At 40.6% G+C, this 20,167-nt stretch carries 16 protein-coding genes and 1 pseudogene; 6 read left to right on the forward strand and 11 right to left on the reverse strand.

Going from position 1 to position 20,167, the window contains the following annotated elements; genetic code table 11:
* Window positions 1–244: 244 nt before the first annotated feature.
* Window positions 245–1,237, reverse strand: coding sequence for an NAD(P)H-quinone oxidoreductase (locus tag ACN6OV_RS02950; protein WP_427949517.1), 993 nt, complete (start codon window positions 1,235–1,237; stop codon window positions 245–247).
* A gap of 130 nt (window positions 1,238–1,367) precedes the next feature.
* Here ACN6OV_RS02950 and ACN6OV_RS02955 point away from each other — a divergent pair, with 130 nt between their 5' ends.
* A complete protein-coding gene (locus ACN6OV_RS02955; protein ID WP_427949519.1) occupies window positions 1,368–1,715 on the forward strand; it encodes a thioredoxin family protein in 348 nt (115 codons plus the stop codon).
* 6 nt (window positions 1,716–1,721) lie between these two features.
* On the opposite strand, the pseudogene ACN6OV_RS02960 reads toward ACN6OV_RS02955, so the two are convergent.
* The 3 genes and pseudogenes from ACN6OV_RS02960 to ACN6OV_RS02970 form a co-directional block, all read right to left on the reverse strand.
* A pseudogene (locus tag ACN6OV_RS02960) lies at window positions 1,722–1,989 on the reverse strand (DUF2798 domain-containing protein).
* Window positions 1,979–2,317 (reverse strand): DUF3861 domain-containing protein, encoded by a 339-nt coding sequence (locus tag ACN6OV_RS02965; protein WP_427949520.1) that lies wholly within the window; start codon window positions 2,315–2,317, stop codon window positions 1,979–1,981. The pseudogene ACN6OV_RS02960 and the gene ACN6OV_RS02965 overlap by 11 nt, the downstream one beginning before the upstream one ends.
* Entirely contained in the window at window positions 2,317–2,835 is a 519-nt protein-coding gene (locus ACN6OV_RS02970) for a PadR family transcriptional regulator (RefSeq protein WP_427949521.1), read from the reverse strand. The genes ACN6OV_RS02965 and ACN6OV_RS02970 overlap by 1 nt, the downstream gene beginning before the upstream one ends.
* Before the next feature lie 201 nt (window positions 2,836–3,036).
* On the opposite strand from ACN6OV_RS02970, the gene ACN6OV_RS02975 reads away from it, so the two are divergent.
* Window positions 3,037–5,433, forward strand: a complete 2,397-nt coding sequence (locus ACN6OV_RS02975) for a glycerophosphodiester phosphodiesterase family protein (RefSeq protein ID WP_427949523.1) — start codon at window positions 3,037–3,039, stop codon at window positions 5,431–5,433.
* Between the two features lie 147 nt (window positions 5,434–5,580).
* Here the strand turns inward: ACN6OV_RS02975 and ACN6OV_RS02980 are convergent, their stop codons facing one another.
* The 3 genes from ACN6OV_RS02980 to cysD form a co-directional block, all read right to left on the reverse strand.
* Window positions 5,581–5,853: a hypothetical protein gene (locus ACN6OV_RS02980; protein WP_427949525.1), complete on the reverse strand. Its 273-nt coding sequence runs from the start codon at window positions 5,851–5,853 to the stop codon at window positions 5,581–5,583.
* A 156-nt stretch (window positions 5,854–6,009) separates the two neighbouring features.
* Window positions 6,010–7,623 (reverse strand): sulfate adenylyltransferase subunit CysN, encoded by a 1,614-nt coding sequence (gene cysN, locus ACN6OV_RS02985; protein ID WP_427949527.1) that lies wholly within the window; start codon window positions 7,621–7,623, stop codon window positions 6,010–6,012.
* 93 nt (window positions 7,624–7,716) lie between these two features.
* Entirely contained in the window at window positions 7,717–8,631 is a 915-nt protein-coding gene (gene cysD / locus ACN6OV_RS02990) for a sulfate adenylyltransferase subunit CysD (RefSeq protein WP_427949529.1), read from the reverse strand.
* Window positions 8,632–8,967: 336 nt separating this feature from the next.
* Between cysD and ACN6OV_RS02995 the strand changes: the two genes are divergently transcribed.
* From ACN6OV_RS02995 to pgaB (ACN6OV_RS03010), 4 genes are all read left to right on the forward strand, one after another.
* Entirely contained in the window at window positions 8,968–9,510 is a 543-nt protein-coding gene (locus ACN6OV_RS02995) for a hypothetical protein (protein ID WP_427949531.1), read from the forward strand.
* A gap of 412 nt (window positions 9,511–9,922) precedes the next feature.
* Window positions 9,923–10,561 (forward strand): YqiJ family protein, encoded by a 639-nt coding sequence (locus ACN6OV_RS03000; protein WP_427949533.1) that lies wholly within the window; start codon window positions 9,923–9,925, stop codon window positions 10,559–10,561.
* Between the two features lie 172 nt (window positions 10,562–10,733).
* On the forward strand, window positions 10,734–12,446 hold the full coding sequence (locus tag ACN6OV_RS03005; RefSeq protein WP_427949535.1) for a flotillin family protein: 1,713 nt from the start codon (window positions 10,734–10,736) through the stop codon (window positions 12,444–12,446).
* Between the two features lie 259 nt (window positions 12,447–12,705).
* Window positions 12,706–13,917, forward strand: a complete 1,212-nt coding sequence (gene pgaB, locus ACN6OV_RS03010) for a poly-beta-1,6-N-acetyl-D-glucosamine N-deacetylase PgaB (protein ID WP_427949537.1) — start codon at window positions 12,706–12,708, stop codon at window positions 13,915–13,917.
* A 25-nt stretch (window positions 13,918–13,942) separates the two neighbouring features.
* Here the strand turns inward: pgaB (ACN6OV_RS03010) and pgaD are convergent, their stop codons facing one another.
* Genes pgaD through pgaA form a run of 4 tightly spaced genes read right to left on the reverse strand, consistent with a single transcriptional unit; the run spans window position 13,943 to window position 20,046 of the window.
* Entirely contained in the window at window positions 13,943–14,458 is a 516-nt protein-coding gene (gene pgaD, locus ACN6OV_RS03015; protein ID WP_427949538.1) for a poly-beta-1,6-N-acetyl-D-glucosamine biosynthesis protein PgaD, read from the reverse strand.
* Window positions 14,445–15,722 (reverse strand): poly-beta-1,6-N-acetyl-D-glucosamine synthase, encoded by a 1,278-nt coding sequence (gene pgaC / locus ACN6OV_RS03020; protein ID WP_427949540.1) that lies wholly within the window; start codon window positions 15,720–15,722, stop codon window positions 14,445–14,447. Before pgaC ends, pgaD begins: the two co-directional genes overlap by 14 nt.
* Complete coding sequence (gene pgaB, locus ACN6OV_RS03025; protein WP_427949542.1) at window positions 15,722–17,590, reverse strand: poly-beta-1,6-N-acetyl-D-glucosamine N-deacetylase PgaB; 1,869 nt, start codon at window positions 17,588–17,590, stop codon at window positions 15,722–15,724. The genes pgaC and pgaB (ACN6OV_RS03025) overlap by 1 nt, the downstream gene beginning before the upstream one ends.
* Window positions 17,590–20,046, reverse strand: a complete 2,457-nt coding sequence (gene pgaA, locus ACN6OV_RS03030) for a poly-beta-1,6 N-acetyl-D-glucosamine export porin PgaA (RefSeq protein ID WP_427949544.1) — start codon at window positions 20,044–20,046, stop codon at window positions 17,590–17,592. The genes pgaB (ACN6OV_RS03025) and pgaA overlap by 1 nt, the downstream gene beginning before the upstream one ends.
* Window positions 20,047–20,167 lie beyond the last annotated feature (121 nt).

A 20,167-nucleotide genomic window follows, 5' to 3' on the forward strand; every position in this document is an offset into this window, starting at 1 on the left:
CGGTAGACACAGGGGATTTAAAATCCCCCGCCCACAAAGCGTGCCAGTTCGAGTCTGGCCTCGGGCACCATTCTTCTGTTACTGAAGATGGTGTAATAAAGAACCCAGCAATAAGCTGGTTTTTTTATGCCTAAAATTTAAGGTGATCTCAGTCTATCTTTCTCAAATAAAAAAGAGGGATAAAATCCCCCTTCTCTATACGATATTAATTTTCAAATATTAGAGAAAAATTTCTCTATCATTTTTAAATCACATTCACCACAACTTTACCAATATGCTCACCCGTGTCCATACACGCATGCGCGTCTTGGATTTGGTCAAAGTTGAAGGTTTTATAAATCATCGGCAAGCATTCACCTTTCCCCCACAATGGCGCAACCTGCTCTTGCAGACCTTTGGCAATCTCGGCCTTTTCAGCAGTATTACGTGCACGCATAGTTGAGCCGGTAATGGTCAAGCGTTTCATCATAATCTGACCGAGTTTTACTTCTTTGGCTTTTGCTCCGCCCAAGAATGCAATATAGACTAAACGGCCGTCACGGCGCAGCAAGTTGAGGTTTTTTTCTAAATACGGCGCACCAACCATATCTAGCACTACATCGACACCGCCATTGTCGGTTGCTGCATTAATGACTTGTTCGAAGTCTTGTGTTTTGTAGTTAATCGCCGTCGTTAAATCTGAAATAGCTTGAACTTTTTCATCTGAACCGACCGTTGCAAAAGATTTTAAGCCCAATGATTTGCACAGCATCAGCGCGGTGGTACCAATACCACTTGCACCGCCATGCACTAAAACAGTCTCGCCTGCTTTGGCGTGCGCCATTTGGAACACATTTGCCCATACGGTAAAAAAGGTTTCCGGAATCGCAGCAGCTTGGGTAAAGCTTACACCCTCTGGAATGCCAATGGTTTGGCTTTCAGGCACCACGCAATATTCTGCATAACCACCACCATTGGTCAGCCCGCAAACTTGATCCCCCACTTTAAATAGCGTTACATCGCCACCGACTGCAACCACTTTACCCGCAACTTCAAGTCCCGGTACAGGCGTTACCCCTTTAGGCATTGGGTATAAGCCTTGGCGCTGTAAAATATCCGGACGGTTGATGCCGAACGCATGGACTTTGACCAAGACTTCATCCGCTTTCGGCTCAGGAACTGTCACCGATTCATAAGCAAGTTTTTCGACACCACCTGGTTCAGTGATAATGACCTGTTGCATGGTTTCCTTTGACATGAGGTTTCCTTTTCAATAATTGACTATTCTTCGATCTCGGCCCTATTTGAACACAGAAATGCCGTAGAATGAATAAGCATAAACTTATGTATAATTAAGCACCATTTAGCAAATTCATAATAGGCACAGCATGTCTCAGCTCATTGAATACAATGAAAATAACCATAGTGACTATGAATGGTTTGATGGGTTTGCCGTGATCCGTTTTTATGCCGACTGGTGCGCGCCGTGCGTACAAAACTTTCCTGTCTTTGAACAATGTGCGCAGCAAATGTCAGCACAGCATAAAAATATTAAATTCGGCAAAGTGAATGTTGATCAATCTCCCATTCTGACTTTGCGCTATAACGTTTACGGCCTACCCTCAACCTTGATTTTTTATCAAGGGCAAATTGTCAAACGTATCGCAGGCGTAAAAACTCTAGCGGAACTTCAAGCGATGATCGAACAGGTTATTCACGAGCACTCGGCTCACTAATCCAATTTATTTCGAAGAAGGTTCTTGTGGCAGGTACACAAATTTCATAAGGAATTTACGCACCAAAGGCAAAACGATCAAAATCAATGGAAAGGCCATCATCCATGACAGGCTCCATGCATGCATGCAGCCAAATGCCAAAAAAGCCATCAACTAAACCTTTATTCAACAGTAGGTTAAAACAGGAAATTGAACCACTCATAATGCCTGAAAGCATCAGCGGCATTAGCCAAGTCAAATGTTTAGGATGAATTTTAGGAATATTATTGCTCATGGTGTACCTGCGTTGAAGTTTGCTCTAGCTGCTGTGTTTTAATGCTGTGTTTAAGAGTTTTCATGAATTGCACAAACTGCGGCAAGAAATCTTTAAACAAAGGAATATCTTTATTTTCCAGCAAAGTTTCACCAAACAATTTTAGTCCAACAGCAAAGGCTTTGGTCTTTTCATCATCCAATAGCTGCGCTTTAGTCAAATGCTCCAGCACCTTAAACAGGTCATCATGGTTATAGGCATTAAACTGCAAAGCTTTGGTATAGCGAGATGGATAACCTTGAGCATCGGCAATGTATTTTACCGTAATTTCATATTGATGCTGTTTCATTAAGACACCTCCATACGGCTGATTTCGACGGCCGCCTGATCGATTTTTTCCGCAATGGCATATACCTGCTCGGATGTTAGTTCACTATGCTGGATTTTGATGCGCAGTGATGCTTTTAGGTTTTCCATCGCACGTTTGATATCGGCATATTGTTCGTTGTTATGGATTTGCTTGCGGGTATCAAAACGGCACAGGATTTTCTCTACAGTCGCTTGTTCCGCTTCTAGATGCCGCATGCCAAGTGGGCTAATGCTGTACTGTTTACGCTCTTCAGCATTCAGTTCTGCATGAATGTACTGCTGTTCTTCAAGATAGTTCAGCGTTGGGTAAATCGTCCCTGTACTTGGGCTGTAACCGCCGCCCACGATTGCACCTACATCTTTAATAATGTCGTAGCAGTATTTGGGCGATTGAGAGATCAGATACAGCACCAATAGTTTCATGTGCCCTGCTTCAAACAGGCGTTTACGGGTTTTTACAGAACTATCGCTAGCAGCAAGAAGGTCTGAATTTGGCATAACCAAGATATACCTTAAGATTAATTAAGATGTATCTTAAATCATTTTCTTTGGATGAAATATACTTTTTTATTAAATTTTTATGAATTCATAAAACATCAATATGTAAGCAAAGTTTAGATATATGACAAATCAATAAAAGTGTCATTTTCAACTCTTAAGTTTGAATCGCTTTCTAAAAATCAAACCTGAGACGACATAATGACTAAACTGACTTCATTAAGCTTAGCGATATTATTGGCATTCAATTTAACTGCCTGCAACGACAATGATGATAATGACGGATCATCTACTCTGCCTGAAACACCAACTACACCAGCTCCAGAGCCAGAAACGCCAGAAGAAGAGGTCCCTGTACCTAAAATCTATTTAGACGAAAACTTCGATCAGCTTAGCGCCCTTCCAGCCTCATGGACTGCATTACGCTCCAATGCAGGCACAGTTGAAGTCAAAGACGGCAGCCTGTTCATTGACGGACGCGCCAATGACACACAAATGACCACTTTAATGCTGTCACCTGAATATCAAAAACTCAGAAACTATCGCATAGATGTCGAATTTACCTATTTAGAAAGAAATAATGGCGGCCGCTGGGGCAGTATTATTTACCGTGCTGCGGACAGCTATGCTGAGCCTGCCTTCACCCCTTATTATCAATTTGCAATTCGCGCCGATGCAACTGGCGCAAGCGGTTTAGAACTTGCGCTACGCCAGCCTACCAATGCGTGGAATGTCCTGCATAAATCTGCTTATAAAGAAAATATGGACATCAACACGCCGCATAAAGCGACTGTGATTGTGCATGGTCAGCGTGTGCGCCACTATATTGATGACAATTTAGTGCTGGATACCACACTGCCTTATAATCTAGACCAAGGCGCAGTCGGCTTATCTACTGCCGGTTTATTAATGAAAGTGGATTCAATCAAGATTACTGAACAGCTTGATCCGCTGCCTGAATCCAACCGCGTTACAGATATTATTGACCAAAACCTGCCTGTTTCTATGGCGCCAACCATTGCGCAGCCTGCACCCGTGAACGGCATCTCCTCTGCCGCAGCAACACACATTGCCTATCAGCTGGATGAACAGCTAAATCTGTTGAATGCTGAACAGAAAAAAGTCATGCTTTTACGTGATTATCTAAATGATGCAACGCGCCGCACACTCCCGCTGCTCCGCATTCAAAATGAGCAGACCATTAACAAGCTGAAAACATTGAGTGAAAGTTATGATTTGACGGATATCACCCTGCTTTCAGATCAGCCAGAACTTTTACGCAAAGCACGGATTGCCATTCCCACCCTTCGAACAGCACTGGATTACTCCAACCAAACGGGATTAACCACTTCACGTAAAGATATAGTCACCATTGCGCACAATACCAACTTATCGCTTTCTAAAATTGTCATTCTGCCCAAACATCTTGTACAAACAGAAGCTGTTTCGCATTTACAGCGACTGCTGATTACACCTTGGGCAAATATTGATACCAATAATCCTTTAACGGCTGCCGAAGTGCTAAGTACAGGTGTAAATGGTATTTATACGTCTCAACCAGAGACGGTTCAATCAATTATGAAATTGATGGCGCCTAACACGCTGCTGCGCAAACCGCTTATTACAGGACATCGCGGTATTCCAGCACTTGAAGATGAAAATACTTTAGAAGGCACATTAAAGGCCATTGAAGTCGGCGCAGATGCGGTTGAGTACGATGTTTATCTATCCAAAGACAATCACGTGGTCATCATGCACGATGCAACCACCACGCGCACCACAGGTGTTGTAGGTAAAATTGAAGATTTGACGCTTGCAGAAATCCAGAACTTACGCACCATTCCAAATGGACGTAAAGTACCGACAATGGATGAGATTCTTGCGGCTGTGAAAAAATATCCAAATGTGACCCATTTCATTGAAATCAAAAGTTCAAAACCTGAAATTGTGCCAAAAATTAAAGCATTGCTAGATAAGCATGATGCTTATGACCAAGCCATTGTCATCAGTTTTCTTGGCGATCAAATCCTTCATATGAAAAATGAATTACCTGGCGTATCCACTGGATTTTTAACCAGCACACCGACAGCGCAAAGCAATATTGTCAACACGCGCCGCATTTTAGATGCAACGCAAAAATATTCCTCAACTTTTAACCCGTCTTTTTCTGGTTTAAATAAAGAACTGATGTTTATGGCGAGCCAGCGCGGCGTGACTTTCTGGCCGTGGACGTTCCGTATGAACAAAGATGATTTTAACCGTATGTATGTTCAAGGCACGCATGGCTTAACCACAGATTATGCGCATGATTCATCAAATCTGGCGGTAAAGCTGAAGACAGCAAGTCAACTCACAACCACTGTAGGCAAACCCGTAGAAATCAATGCGGAAATCCAAACCCAAATTGGAGAAAAATCAAATTACATCATTAAAAATATGCTGGTTTTGCCAAATTCAGCCAAGTATTCGCAAAATGGCCAAAGCCTGACATTTACCGAAAAAGGCACAGCTTATGTCATGCCAAGCTATCAATATACGATGGCGCCAAATTACACTTATACGATTTACGCAAAACCTGTCACTGTGACCATTCAATAAGTTTCAAGTCTGTAATTTAGTTTTATTGAATCGCTTTTTGAATTCGATATATGAAGAAACCCACTGCAACGTGGGTTTCTTTCAAAGATCAATCGCAATAATTAAGTATGCAATTTAGATTGTATAAATAATTTTAATGCAAAAAAATTAACCGCGCCCCTTATATTCCTTCACCATACGATCACTCACATCTTCAGGATAGCAAAGCGGTACATATCCACCTGCACGATTGTAAGCGCTGCGCTTTCCGCATCGACTGCCATTTCTCGCAGTATTATATGGACAAGGGCAATTTCCCGGATAGCTCTCAATCGACTGCTGAATAATTTTCTGTTTAATGGCTTCTGTGCTTTGACTGCTCTGCTTTGCATCAACACTACATACAAAGCATAACCCCATTAAAAATAATAACTTTTTCATAAACACCCCCAAAGCTCTTTCAGAGGCATTGTATAAAAAAGAAAATATAATGAAATATCAAATATTTGTTGATTGTATTATTTTTTAAACAATCAAGCTTTAAGCAATAAAAAAGACCCGCTTATCAGCAGGTCTTTTATTCATCAGCTCAATCCATTACAGACGAACTAACTCAACAATTTTTTCAGCTACTTCTTCAACTGTGTCTACCGCATAAGTCACATCTGTACCGTCAGCAACATCAGTAATCACCGTCACACCCGTTTCACGAAGCAAAGAAACTTGAGCAGCATCTAAGCCAGCTTTCGCAATCGCAACTACACCTTGCTGAATCAGCAAGCTTTCAATCGCTTGGGCATTTTCTAGTACTTTTGCAGTGACTGTTACCGCGGCAGGTTTTTGACCCAAACGTGCAGCACGCTTTTCAGCAGTCACAGGCTCATCGTGTGCAGTCCATTCCACCGCAGCTTCAACCATCCCCGCACCAACAGTGACGTTGCTTAAACGGTCAATAAAGATGAATGAACCTGTGTAACGGCTGTCGTGATAACGGTCAAAGACAACGGGTGCATCAAACTCAATGGTGACATCCGCAATCGCGTTCAAATCAAGCTGTTCAACCTGCATTTTTTCCAATGTGTTGACATTGGTACGGAAATTAATCTTTTCAACTTTAGCCGGAATGGTTTGTGTACCAAACTTCACGTTATACAGTTTGCCGAGTACAAGCGGCTGATCATTCATCCAAACCACAGATGCACGTGCAGAACGTGAAATCAGTGGCTGTTCACCTGCTTTCACCAACACGTTGCCGCGTGAAATATCAATTTCATCGTTCAGCGTCAACGTCACTGCTTGACCTGCAACAGCATGATCGAGGTTACCGTCAAAAGTGACAATCTCTTTCACCGTAGAAGATTTACCCGATGGCAATGCAATAATCGTATCGCCCACTTTCACTGCGCCGAGGGCAATCGTACCGCAGAAACCACGGAAATCAAGGTTAGGACGGTTCACATATTGCACAGGGAAACGGAATTCGTGCTTGCTAGTATCCTGTGAAATTTCAACGGTTTCCAAAGTCTCCATTAAGGTTTGACCTTGGTACCACGGCGTATTTGGCGATTTATTCACCACGTTATCGCCATTTAATGCGGAAATTGGCGTGAAAATAATGTTCGCTGGTTTACGCTCACCCAATTGGTTCACGAACTCATTGTATTCTGCTTGAATTTCATTGAAGCGCGCTTCAGAGAATTCCACCAAATCCATTTTGTTAATCGCAACCACAATATTGCGAATACCCAAAAGACCGGCAATAAAGGAGTGACGGCGAGTTTGAGTTTGCACACCATAACGCGCATCAATCAAGATAATTGCAAGGTCTGCAGTCGATGCACCTGTTGCCATGTTGCGGGTGTACTGTTCGTGTCCCGGTGTATCCGCAATGATGAACTTGCGTTTTTCAGTTGAGAAATAACGGTAAGCCACATCAATGGTAATGCCCTGCTCACGTTCCGCTTGCAGGCCATCCACCAATAACGCCAAGTCCGGCGCATCACCCGTGGTGCCGACTTTTTTCGAGTCGCGCGTTACCGCTTGCAGTTGATCTTCATAAATCAATTTTGAGTCATAAAGCAAACGGCCGATTAAGGTTGATTTACCGTCATCCACGTTACCGCAAGTCAGAAAACGCAATAAGTCTTTATTTTCGTGCTGTTTTAAATACGCCAAGATGTCTTGGCTAATTAAATCTGATTGATGAGACATTGCTCAAAGCTCCACATATTCTTTAGAAATCGGTTTCTCAAATCTTTTAATCCCGCGGAATCTCTCTTTGATAAAAGGCTTCGGGATAGATTCTTAGAAATAACCTTCCTGCTTTTTCTTTTCCATCGAACCCGCTTCGTCATGGTCGATCATACGGCCCTGACGTTCAGATGTAGTTGCTAAAAGCATCTCTTGGATAATTTCCGGCAAGGTTGTTGCAGTTGATTCAACCGCACCTGTTAATGGGTAACAGCCTAAAGTACGGAAACGTACCGATTTCATTTGTGGCACTTCACCTTCGTTCAAACGCATGCGCTCGTCATCTACCATGATCAGCGTACCACTACGCTCAACCACTGGACGTTCAGCCGCCAAGTACAAAGGAACCAATTTAATATTTTCAAGGTAAATGTATTGCCAAATATCCAACTCAGTCCAGTTAGACAATGGAAACACACGAATGCTTTCACCTTTGTTGACTTTACCATTGTAAAGGTTCCAAAGTTCAGGACGCTGGTTTTTAGGGTCCCAACGATGCTTGCTGTCACGGAATGAATACACACGCTCTTTGGCACGAGATTTTTCTTCATCACGGCGTGCACCACCAAAAGCAGCATCGAACTGGTATTTATCCAGAGCTTGCTTTAAACCTTGCGTTTTCATGATGTCGGTATATTTCGAACTGCCATAATCAAATGGATTCACGCCTGCATCTTTACCTTCTTGGTTTTGATGCACGATCAACTCAAAGCCATGCTCTTTGGCCATATTGTCACGGAAAGTGATCATGTCTTTAAATTTCCAACCTGTGTCGACATGCAGCAGTGGAAATGGAAGCTTGGCAGGATAGAATGCTTTTAAAGCAAGATGCAGCATCACCGCAGAATCTTTACCAATGGAATACAGCATCACTGGGTTTTCAAACTCAGCAGCAACTTCACGGATGATATGAATACTCTCAGCTTCAAGCTGTTTAAGATGAGTAAGTCTTTCCTCATTTAATGACATGGACAACACCAGCTTAGAATATGTGTACTTAATGACACTTTTTAAAGATATATCGGCATTATAGTGATTAAGTTTTCATAACGATTGCTTGTTTTATGATATTGATATTCCTATTCGTCATATACAAATTGACTGATAGCACTTATCAAATTTAATTAATTTTTCAATGAATTTAGCCCATTAACAAAGGCATACATGCAGGCTATTTTTAATGGTTATTCTCTTATTTTAAGCAATTTTTTGACAATAGACTTATCGTTTAATCCTCTAAATAATTCCTTAAAAAAATCACAAAAACAACTAAAGTAGTCTCAACATTCATTACTTCTGTTCATCATGCCATATAGCCATTACACCCTTGAAACATTAAAGTCACTGATTGAGGCTGCTGGGCTTGCAGGCTATATTTATCAGCATGCAGACCATATTCTAATCTTACAAGATGCACGAAATGATGATGGCAGTGCAATGAATAACTTTGTACAACATGAGCTTTCTGCCGACCAAATCGGGCTGCAATTTGGTCTACGACTTTTGGACCATAATCTCGAATTTTTAATTGGTGTGACTCATAGTAATCAAGCGCGTGGTTATGAAATTGGAGCTGGTAATTTAAAAGGTGATCAACGTGCCTTTAACCTACTTTATGCCTTCTATAATTTTCCAAAAGCCTTTCATCTGATTCATCTGCCTTTAGCTGCGAACAGCACCCAATTAGAAGCTGCAATTGATCAACAACTATTCCAATTGGACAGCATGGCTTTTCTTGATACTGCCGTGAAAATCAACCCAATGGGTGAGCAAGTCAAATGGATGAAAGCATTTATTACGCAAGCAGCACTGGATATGAAAGTTCGCATTCAAACTTCACTGCTTTAAGACAAACCGACTATTTTCTTTTGCTTCTACCGTTTTAAAGCTGACAGTAGAAGCATTTACAAGTCTATTTACATTTTTTAACATAGTGCTATTCAATTCATTCTAAAACTTAAAACCGACTAAAATCATTGATTAGTAAATTAAATAAAAATCGTAAATTCACAGCCACTTCTGGGCTATTAAGTCGTAATTCAATACAAAGTTATTGATTTAAAAAAATATTATTATAGATCGACCACATAATATATTAATCCAAACTTCCGACATAAATTCTCAAAATTTTAAACATTCGATAAACTAGCACTATAATTTTTTTACACAATACAGACAGATAATGTTATTTTAAGCCTAGAAAAAATTCAGCCAGAATTGTTTTTTATTTTTTATAAGCATAAATATAGAGATAAATATAATGTGGGAATTGTTTACTCACCCTTCAAATATCGTGTTTAGCATTAGTCTATGCTTGATGTTTCTGTTTGGCATCTTTGAAATATTGCTGACATTATTGGGTGGAGGTTCACAAGGTTTTTTAGATCAATTCCTGCCCGAAGATGTAGGCCATAATGCTGAGTTAGGCGTTGATGCAGATAGTGGTGTCGTCACCAAACTATTAGATTGGTTGTATTTAGGCCGCATTCCCCTTTTTGTCTGGCTGATCATTTTCTTATGTACTTATAGTTTGGTCGGTTTCACCATTCAGGCCATTGCCAATCAAATGATCAATCTGATGTTTAGTGTATGGATCATTGCGCCTGCCTGCGTGTTTCTCTCTATGCCCTTTGTACGGTTGAGTGCAATGCTAATTGCACGTATTCTCCCACAGGATGAAACCACTGCCATTTACAGTGAGGAACTGATCGGCCGTACCGCAACCATCATTTTAGGTGAGGCGCGTCAGCAATATCCTGCGCAAGCCAAAGTACAAGATCAACATGGCTTAACCCATTATATTTTGGTTGAACCCGAACAAGATGAAACTTTCAGTCAGGGGCAATCTGTCGTCCTTACTCAAAAAACTACAGTCGGTTTTCAGGCCATCAACTTGTAAATACTAATATTCATGTGATTGGAACAGCATCAGGGTTTAATCACAGCCAAAGAGAGAAAATTTAATTTGGCAAATTTGCCATGATAACTTAAAACCTAATTTTCATATTTTAAACCAACTTGTTAACACTCCAGAGGGTTAACTTGAACTACAACAACAGAGATAAACGTCCATGTTAGACATTATTCCAAGCGGCATCCTTGTTTCAGTCGGGATCATTTTTGCCGCGCTTATTTTTATTGGTTTTATTATTGCTCGACTCTACCGTCGCTCTAGTAAGGAAATTTCATTTGTCCGTACTGGTTTTGGCGGTGAAAAAGTCATTTTAGGTGGTGGTGCGATTGTGCTCCCTGTCCTGCATGAAATTATTCCTGTCAACATGAATACTCTACGCCTTGAAGTTCGTCGTGCTGATGATCAAGCCTTGATTACTCGTGACCGTATGCGTGTAGACGTCATGGCTGAATTCTACGTTCGTGTAAAACCAACGGCTGAATCCATTGCAACTGCAGCGCAAACTTTGGGTCAAAAGACCATGTCTCCAAATGAGTTGAAAAACTTAGTGGAAGGGAAATTTGTTGACTCCCTTCGTGCAGTTGCCGCAGAAATGGCGATGGAAGAATTGCATGAGAAACGTGTAGACTTCGTACAAAAAGTACAACAAGTGGTTTCTGAAGATTTACATAAAAATGGTTTGGAACTTGAAACCGTCTCATTGACAGGTTTAGACCAAACTGGCTTTAAATACTTTAACCCACAAAATGCTTTCGATGCGGAAGGTTTGACTAAACTGACTGAAACCATTGAAGATCGTCGTCGTAAGCGTAATGTGATTGAACAAGATGCTGATCTTGCAATTAAAACCAAGAACTTGGAAGCAGAACAAGCACGCTTGCAAATTTTACGTGAAGAAGAATATGCAAAACTGCAACAAGAACGTGAAATCTCCATTCGTCGTGCAGAGCAATTAGCCGAAATTGCCGCTCAAGAAGCTGCGAAAAAGCGTGAAGCAGAAGAAGCACGCATTGCGGCTGAACGTGAAGTTGACTTGAAACGTATCGCAGCTGCACGTGATGTTGAAAACCAAAACATTCAAAAATCACAAATTATTCAACAAGCGCAAGTTGAACAGAAGAAAACCATTGAATTGGCTGAGCAAGACCGTGCTATTGCGATTGCTGAAAAATCGCGTGCTGAATCTGAAGCAAAAGCACATGCTGACCTAGCGCGTGCGCAAGCGGTTAAAGCTGAAGAAGAAGTCGTTACAGTTCGTCAAATTCAACAAGCTGAACGTCAAAAAGCGGTTGAGCTGGTTTCTGCCAAAGAAAGAGCAGAGAAAGAAGCAATTGCAATTACGGTTGCTGCTGAAGCAGGTAAACAAGCAGCAGCAGATGATGCTGAAGCAGTTCGTATTGCCGCTGAAGCTGAAGCTGAAAAAGTGCGCTTAAAAGCGAAAGGTGAAGCAGACGCAAAAGTATTACTTGCTCAAGCAATGGAAAAACAATATCAAGTCGATGCAGAAGGTACACGCGCAGTCAACGAAGCAAATAACGTTTTATCTTCTGAGCAGGTGGAAATGCAAATTCGCTTAGCCATGTTGAAATACTTACCTGAAATCATTCGTGAAAGTGTTAAACCAATGGAAAACATTGATGACATTAAGATTTTGCAAGTGAATGGTTTAAATGGTGGTCATGCAGGCTCATGCCAAAATGATGCACATCATGAAGGTAGTGGCAATGTCGCGCTTTCAGACCAAGTTGTTAACAGTGCCTTACGCTATCGCAGCCAAGCACCGTTAATTGACAGCTTAATGAGTGAACTTGGCATCCAAGGTGGTGACATTAATGGCTTAACTCAAAGCTTGAATAAAAAAGCAGGTTAATCCGCTAAATCAGTATTAGCCTAGCTTTTATAAAACCGCAGTTGTTCAATTATGCTTCTGCGGTTTTTTTACGCCAATAACAAAGTGCCAACTAATTCTCACTTTTTAAAGCACAATCGGCTACAGTAGTATATTAGCACTACGGCTGATCCAGTATTAAAAGGTTCGCCATGCGATGCAATATCTGAATTATATTTCATCAACGCAAAATAAACCAACCAACTCCAAACCCTTTCGGAAAATAACAATGATTTCTTGGATGAGCTCTAAACTTATGGCTTTCACCTCATGCATTGGCATGACGATGATGGGATGTACCAACGCCAATACCGTAGATATAAAACAACACCCAATAAATAGTTTAGTCGAACACTATGCTAAAACTGCACCCAAACAGACTGCAAAAAATGTAAAAACACATAACATCTCCAACATGCGCATTATGCATATCGATTTAGACTATGTATTTGATACGGACAAAGCTCAACAGCAACACAATATTCAAGCGTTAATTCAACGAATTCAAACCATTCAGCCCAATACAATATTTTTACAAGCATTTGCCGACCCTGATGCCAATGGTTCAGCAGATAAAGTGTATTTTAAAAATCGCTACATTCCCGTCCGTGAAGATTTATTCCATCAAGTGTTGCAAGACATTCGTCAACATACCCAAGTTCAAGAGGTTTATGCATGGCTGCCGTTAATTGCTTGGGAGTTTCCCAAACACTATCCTGTGCAATATGTGAAAACCATAAGCAATAAAAAAGGCTATATCCGTATTTCCCCTTTTGATGTAAAAAACCAGCAATATACTGCGGAGATATTTTTAGATTTTATTCAGCACAACAAAGTTGACGGTATTCTTTATCATGATGATATTACCCTGAATGATTTTGAAGATGACAGCCCTGCTGCACGTCAAACTTATCAAACATGGGGCTTTAGCAGTGCATTAATTGGACAGCCCGAACATCCGCAACAAGGTGAATTTGCACGTTATAAAACTGCGTATTTAGATCAATTTGCAGAGGGGATCAGTGATATTTTGAAACAGCGTCAGCCTAATTTGCACTTTGCACGCAATATGTATGCTGAAGCCGTATTAAATCCTGTGAGTGAAGAATGGTTTAGTCAATCTAATGCCAGTACTTATCAACATTATGATTACAATGCGATTATGGCAATGCCTTATATGGAAAAAGCCAAAGACCATCGACAGTTTTATCTCGATCTGATCCAACAGGCAAAAAAATACGACCCAAATTTGAGCCGTACCATTTTTGAATTGCAGGTGACAGACTGGAATCATCAGAAGCCGATTTCCAATCAAGAACTCACCGACACCATTCAATTATTAAAACAACATGGTGTGCGGCATATTGGTTATTATCCAGATGACTTTGTACAAGATCATCCTGATGCGCAACAAATGAAAAAGGCATTTGCCCAGTCAAATTCAAATGACTGATGCAAATGCCTAGAAGGTCAATGTTTTAGCTATTGATATGGTAGCGCTCTAGCTGCCCTTCTTCAGAATAATGCAGGGTGATATTTTTCGACTGACGCATACTGACGATATCATTGGCTTTCACATCAAAACTGTGTGCTAAATCCTTATCACTGGCATTTTCAGGGGCTTTCCTGCGATCTTCACCATGAAAGCGTACCCAGTTATAACTTGCCCAGAGAAATAGACCACAGATAAACAGTCCTATGGTGGTGATCAATTTCATAATCGAAATACTGGTCATTGGTTCAGTTTGACTGGTAATTTGTGCATATACAACATTGCCTTCAAACCACCAAAACAGCAGAGTCAATACTGGTAAGAATAACCACATCCAAAGCATCCAACCCAATGCCATCAAACCATAACCTGCGGATTTACGCTGAACATATTCGGGTCGATCAATGTATTCAGGTAATTCGAGTAAGGATTCATCTTTAATAATTTTAAATTCAGTCTGCTTTATTACAGGGCTGATTTGTACTTCTTCAGCTAGTTTCATTATTCTCTTCCCCTCTAAAACCGCGGTCTGGGCTCACCCAACGTGCACGTTTTTGTGTTTTAAATATCGTTTTTGGCAAGGCAAACACTGTAGTCAACATTGCTAAAATCCAGAAAAATAACGGATACCAAATCACCCAAAAATAGTTGCGTAGCATTCGCTGTTTGTCATAACCCCGGTCAATCCAAAGACTAACGAGGAATTGGATTAAACAGGTTCCGCCTAAAATTACACCATACCACTGTGGTAATAACGACTGAATTGCCCACTCTCCGGGCAAGGAGAAAAACAACCCATAGAAATACAACACAAAAATGGTGAACATGACATAAGCCCAGACCACACTGATAATCGACTCTATCGCCACAAGCCACATACGTCGTAAACGCCATTTAAAGATCTTTGGAAGATAGGCAAATAGCACTTCGATGCCACCTTGCGCCCAACGCAGACGTTGTTTCCATAGACCTTTAAACGTTTCAGGCATATAGATATAGCACAGCGCTTGCGGAACATAATGCAAATCCCAATGATCAAACTGTAGACGCCATGACACATCAATATCTTCCGTAATCATGTCATCGCGCCAGTAACCAATTCGGTTCAATGCCGTTTTTCGAAAACCTGCAATTGCACCAGAAACTGTAAAAATACGACCATAGGTACGCTGTGCACGCTTAATCAAACCGATAATTGATGAAAACTCACCCACCTGAATTTTGCCTAAAATACTTGAGCGATTAACAATACGGGGATTACCCGTCACAGCACCCACACGTGGGAAACGGGTTAAATGATGCATCATCCAAAGTACTGAATGCGGATGTAGCAAAGCATCTCCATCAATACACACCAGATATTCAAACTGGCTGACCATTGCACCAGCTCTGAGTGCATAGGCTTTACCCTGATTTTCAGCCAGATGCACAACCCGTAATTTTGGATATTGCAGTGCGAGTCGATCCAGTATTTCAGCAGTTCGGTCGCTACTACCATCATTCACAGCAATCACTTCAAAATTTGGATACTGTGTTTGCATGGCATATCGAATAGTCTCATATACCTGCGCTTCTTCATTAAAGCACGGGATGATAATGCTGCAACCGGCACCATTTGAAGTCGGTAATTCAGGCTGCTTCCACTCACGTTTTAAATAAAACCAGATTCCTCCTGCAATCCATATCCACGCCATGAACAATGGATATAAAAAGGCGAAAGCGAAAAAAAAGTCATTGAAACTAATATTTGAAATCCATGTTTGCATTATTTGCCTCCTCCCTGTAGATACGGATCGCGGTAGGTTAATGGACTACCATTCATACTGAGGCTTTTATAGAGATGGCGATGAATACGCTCACCATCATTTAACTGATAATTATTGAGACCAATTTTTTGAATCGATGCTGCACGTAAGGTTTGATAATCTTGTTGATAACGTGCCCAATCTCGATTATTCATATTGGGGTTTACATCTAAACTCACAATTAAGCGCTGCTTTTGATCTTCTGTTAAGGTTTTTAAGACCTTGACAAAACCACTAAATGTCTCTGGATGGGTTGTAGGATTCAGACTTAGATATAAAAAGTCTGATGTCGTCAGTGCTTGAGAAACTAAAGCTTTTAAACCTAAAAATTGTGTACCTTGTAAATTAAGTTTTAAGGCAGTTTGATTATCAATACTAATATTTGCGTAATGATGTACTAGTGCTTTACTACGGTCTTTAATCGCAATAACTTGATTGACTTGTTGTGTACATGCTTCAGTCCACTTCGCTTGGTGAATCGCACACTCCAAAGCATTGCCTGTATCTAAAACGACACCCTCTAATGAACTATTATTTTTCATTAAATCCGCGGTCACGTCAGCCAGATTGATGCCTTGTTTCAACTCTAAACTCATCGGCAATTCGGCATATACACGATTTGAAATCCGAGTTCTCACCTGCCAAACCGTACGGTTTAGTAAATCTTGTTGCATTGGCAGCTTTGAATTAGGGAAAAATAATGCATCTATTTTTCCATCACCATCTGCGTCATAGGCTGTTTGTAAAAGCAACATATTGCTCTTAAAGCCGTTAACCTGATCTAAAAACTGACCCAGTTTTTGATCAAACTCTTGTATATTTTGACTTTGTAATTCGGCCAAATTAAATCTTAAAAAGCTTTTACGTTGTTTATATGCCGCACGTGCTTCTTGAATAAAATCATCCATATTTTGATGAATTTGCTCAGGTGTCGGGTTATCCATAATCAACGCACGCTGATACGTGTGTGCAGAATCGGCCAAACTCACCACATTACCGAGACTAAACGACATCGGAAGGCCTGCTTCACGAGCATATCCTTCAACTTCAGGGGTAACCGCACCGTAAGGCCAAAAGATCGCTAAACTATTAATGCCTAATTGACGGTCAAGTTCCTGCTTGGATTTTCTAAGATCTGAAACAATCCGATGTTTAAATTCCTTATCCGTCTCATAACGCTTTTCAGCTGCAAAATATTCACGAGTAATCGCAGCAGGTTCCATATTTTTTTGTGGATTGGCCAAAATACCGTGGTGTAAATCATCTGAATGCGACACAAATTCGACTAACCCTGACTTTTGCATCTCACGCATTTGGTCCCAGTTCATCAAATTGCCCACACCATATGCTTCATAGGCATCTTTGGTATTGCCATTGATCCAACTGGTTGGAATCGCAAAAACAGCCGGATAATTATAGGCTTTAAGCAATGGATAAACTTTACTGTAGCTACTTAAAGCACCATCATCAAAGGTCAGCATAACTGCTTTTTCTGGGAGTTTTTTTTGCTTTAAACGTACCGCCATCACATCCTGCAAACGAATAGGATGCCAACCTTCACGCTTGATCCATGCCAAAAACTGGCCTAAATTCTGTGTACTAATGGCATAGACATCACGGTCTCCACGTTTAGCAACATCATCGCGTACATCATGAAAAGTTAAAGTCACAAACTGATTTTGATGCTTCTCTTCTTCACTCATCTCCAGCACAGCCCCCTCAGGTTGAACCTGAACTTCTGCTGCCTGTAAAACAAATGAGCTAAAAGGGAATAATAATCCAAACGCTAAGGTTTGCTTCAATAGTTTCATTTTAAATTGATTTTTCATTAGAAGCGCCCCTCAAATCCAACCACTCCATAGGTTCTAGTTTCATCTTCACCATCATATGGATGTACTCCCCAACCGATGCCGTAATTGAGTTTCCATGTCCGTGACAAGCGCCAATCATGTTGGTAATACACATTATAAATCGGCTTCGCGGACTCACTTTTTTGCCCAAATGTCCCAAGAGTTGCTGCAAAATGCTGACTAAAATGACGGTCGTAATTACGCCATGTCATCCAATCATGCTCAACAGTCACTTCAGCACTATAGCTATGCTCAGGATTAAAATATGGCACATCGACTTGGTCATTTTTTCCGTAATAACCACGTACAGTCGCTGCAGTAATATGATGGGGTGATTGTTGAATCTGTTGTGTGAAATATGTTGATAATTCATGACGGGTATTGCCGTCATCGATATCCGTTAATTGATAAGCTCCACCAGCTTTACGCGATTCATTTTGCTGCCAATTTAAACCAGCTACATAAGACTGCCCTTCACGACCTTGGTCCAAAGCTTGTAGAGGTATATCTGCTTGACTTTCATAGCCCAGTGTATAATTCCAATGGTCATTTAACCAATGTGACCAATCGACCTGTACACCAAAACGATCACCGTCAGTACTTTGCGACAATAAGGCAGAGGCAGTTTTACGGTTATCTGACCACTCTAGCCCTAAACCAAGACGTTCATCCCTGACCTTTCCAAATTCATATTTATCCCAGCGGTTACTATGATCTGCAAATAAGCGATAATTTTCATAGAACCAAGGGCTACTGACACGCGTCCAATTTTCTTGTTCGCGCGAACCCTTTAAACGTCCAAGAAGTTCGTCATTATCTGACTCACTTTTAGCAAATGTGCTTTGATGTTGAATGGTTGCCCAATCACGATCATCTAGTTCTTTTTTACTTTGCCGAACACCCGTATCATCAACTAAATTTTCAACCATAAAATTATTTAACTTACGCCAAGGCTGAATTTGCCCCAAAGCTTGATAATTTTGCATACGGTTAATCAACGTAGCCTGATTGATAGGCTCTAGACTATTCAACTGATCCATAGTCTGCTGTGACTGTTCTGGTTTTTCACGCCAGCGTTGAATTGAAGCCAAATTGTTTTGATAGCCAATATCGCCCGGTGCTTTAGTCGTCAGCTCATTAAAATATTGTTCTGCTTTGCTATGTTCATTACGATATGCATAGTTCAACCCTTTCAATGCAATAAACTCAGCGCGGTCATCATGCGGTGCTCTATCTACCCCTTTTGCATTGCTATAAACAAAAGTAGGTAATTGCTTGTCCATCACCTCAATCAGTTGATTGGCCTCGTTAAACTTTTCCTGCTCAATTAAGCTGTAGTACAAACCTGAATAGACGTTATAGTCAGCATAATTTTTTTCAGCAAATAAACTCTTATACAAAACTTCTGCCTGTTTTGGTTGACGAAGCTTCAAATAGCTATCAGCTAATGCATGTCGCACATAAGCGGGCATTTCCAAAACTTGAACGCCTGTTTTAGGTATTTGTGCAATTGCCTGTTTTGATGCATTACGTGCATTTAAAGCAAAGATATATTCGTAGTAAAACTTGCGCTTACTGTCCACATTATCAGGAAGCTGTGCTTCATAAGCTTGCATATCCGCAATCACATGATCTAAAGCCTCAAAGGCTGTCGCACCACGTTTTACATCAAAAGCATTTTTTGAGGCTTGGATGCCCTGCTGAATACGTTGAGAAAACTCCTCCATTTTTAAAAAATGCTGCAAAATCGGACGCGTGGAATTAATTCCATTTTCACGTATATATTGTTCCGCCTTTACAAAATCACTGTTTTGCAGAAGTGCTAAAACATATTGTTCTTGGGTATTAATATTGCTTTTTTTATCTAAAGCAAGCTTAGCAGTTTTTAATGATTCTACTGGCATATCTAACAATCGATAGGCATAGGCTAATTCTGATAAATAATCAGCATCAAGCTGTTGCATATCCATATGAGATAATTTTTTATGTGCAGCCTCTTTTTGCCCAGACTCAGCCAGTAACACCCCCTGCCAAACCTGCCATTGAATAGACTGATCAACTTGATAAAACCGTTCTGCCAATTGAATTGCCTGATTATATTGCCTTAAGTCGCGTAACCCTTTAATGACACTCACTTTGCCATAATCAGGAAATTGTGTAGCGACAATTTGTCGTAGATAAATTTCATCTGTTTGTGTGAACCGTGCATTGGCATAACGAAGTACTAAATAATCTGCAATCAGTTTTTGATTATTTGGATGCTGTGCCAATAACTCTTTTAATTGACTAAAACCTTGATCTAATTTTCCTGCACGAATATCAAGAACACTTTGTTCTCGAAGCTGATCAACCATTTCAACTGCAAATACCACAGTCGGAAGACTCGTAAAAATAGATACAAGACATAGACGCGATAAATAATATTTATAAATCATTGGTTATTCACATTAGTAAAATAATTATTAACAACCACAATTATGTGGCTTGTGTCACATATTAATAATATTTTAGTGATTAAAACCTCATAACTTTTGGAGTAAAAATGTAAATAACCGT

The organism is Acinetobacter sp. (assembly GCF_050285345.1).
In the GTDB taxonomy this organism is placed as follows: domain Bacteria; phylum Pseudomonadota; class Gammaproteobacteria; order Pseudomonadales; family Moraxellaceae; genus Acinetobacter.